Below are 1,341 nucleotides of genomic sequence, written 5' to 3'. Positions count from 1 at the left end.
GTCCTGAAATATGGCTACAGGTTAAAATTGATTTACGCTGTTTTTAAATATACCATATTTGGGGTTTTGAAATTTAAAGATAAATGTAATCTTATTTCATTGTATAATTTAATTGCATTTTTTGTTGCCCTTTTGGCGTGGGCCACGTCCGTAAAGGTCTGGTCGAGATAGAATTCATCTTTCAATATACCGTTTACGCGCTCTGCCAAGGCATTTTCGTAGCAATGGTTTTCCTCGGTCATACTAATGTCTATCCTGTTTCTTTTAAGTATTTGCGTGTAAACATTGCTGCAATACTGTATGCCCCTGTCAGAATGATGGATAAGGTTCTTAATATCCTTGGCTTGGTACAAAGCTTTATTTAAAGCCCTCACGCACCCTTTAAGCTCCAGACTGTTGCTAAGGTCATAACCTATGATTTTACGCGAATGCATATCTGTTATGAGTGCCAGATAGCAAAAGCCCTTTACGGTCCTGATATAGGTAATGTCACTGGCCCAGACTTGGTTGGGTCTTGTAACCTTTACATCCTTTATGATGTTTTTGTATTTCCTGAACCTGTGCAAGGAGTTTGTTGTCCTGGAACTGTATTTCTTTCTAAGTGTCAGCATATCGTGCTTTCTAAGGATATTGAACAATGTATCCCTGCCAATTTTCAAGTTGGCGCTGTCAAACTCATCTTTGAGCGATCTTTCGAGCTTTCTCACGCCTTCTCTGGGAAGGGATTTGCGTCTTTGCTTTACTATAGCCACTACCTTTTCCTCGATTTCCAAACGTTCATCTGCTCTACGCTTGTATTTGTNTTTTCCTCGATTTCCAAACGTTCATCTGCTCTACGCTTGTATTTGTAGTAAGCGTCGCGTTTTAGTCCGAAACAGGCTGTTATAGTACTTAGAGAGGCAAATCCCTTAGATTTTACCTTGGCTTTTATCAGGGCTTGATACTTAGTTTTTTTTTAAGTTCAAGCACCGATTTGTAGCCCAGTTTCTCGGCCGCTACTTCTAGATAGGAGTCCTCTATCAAGGCATCCATATCCTTTTTCAAGAGAAGTTTCTTGAGCTGTGCTATCTCCTTTTGCAGTTCTTTTATTCTTGTTATCTCATCCTTTGTTTCCACTTTTACTCTTGTGTTCATTAGGTCCTTGCGGTTGTACTTCCTGATCCATTCGTTAATGGTGGTGGGATTGATCCCGTAGAGTTTTCCTAACTGGTTCTTGTTTAGTTTTCCGGTGGTAAGTTCGTCCAGAATTTTCAGTTTGAAAGGTTCTGAATACCGTCTGATCACTTTGTCATTTTTGTACATAATGTTTAAAATTATGTAGCCTTTATTCAGGACGGGTCA

1 protein-coding gene and 1 pseudogene are annotated in these 1,341 nt (G+C 39.5%); both read right to left on the bottom strand.

Features of this window, described 5'->3' with window-relative positions:
* Window positions 1–32: 32 nt before the first annotated feature.
* A pseudogene (locus tag AC58DT_RS15600) lies at window positions 33–788 on the bottom strand (IS3 family transposase); the annotation flags it as partial.
* Window positions 789–930: 142 nt separating this feature from the next.
* Window positions 931–1,302: a transposase gene (locus AC58DT_RS15595; protein ID WP_202335103.1), complete on the bottom strand. Its 372-nt coding sequence runs from the start codon at window positions 1,300–1,302 to the stop codon at window positions 931–933.
* Window positions 1,303–1,341 lie beyond the last annotated feature (39 nt).

Source organism: Aequorivita sp. CRS11 (genome assembly GCF_059693805.1).
This window is presented reverse-complemented; position numbering and strand designations above follow the sequence as displayed.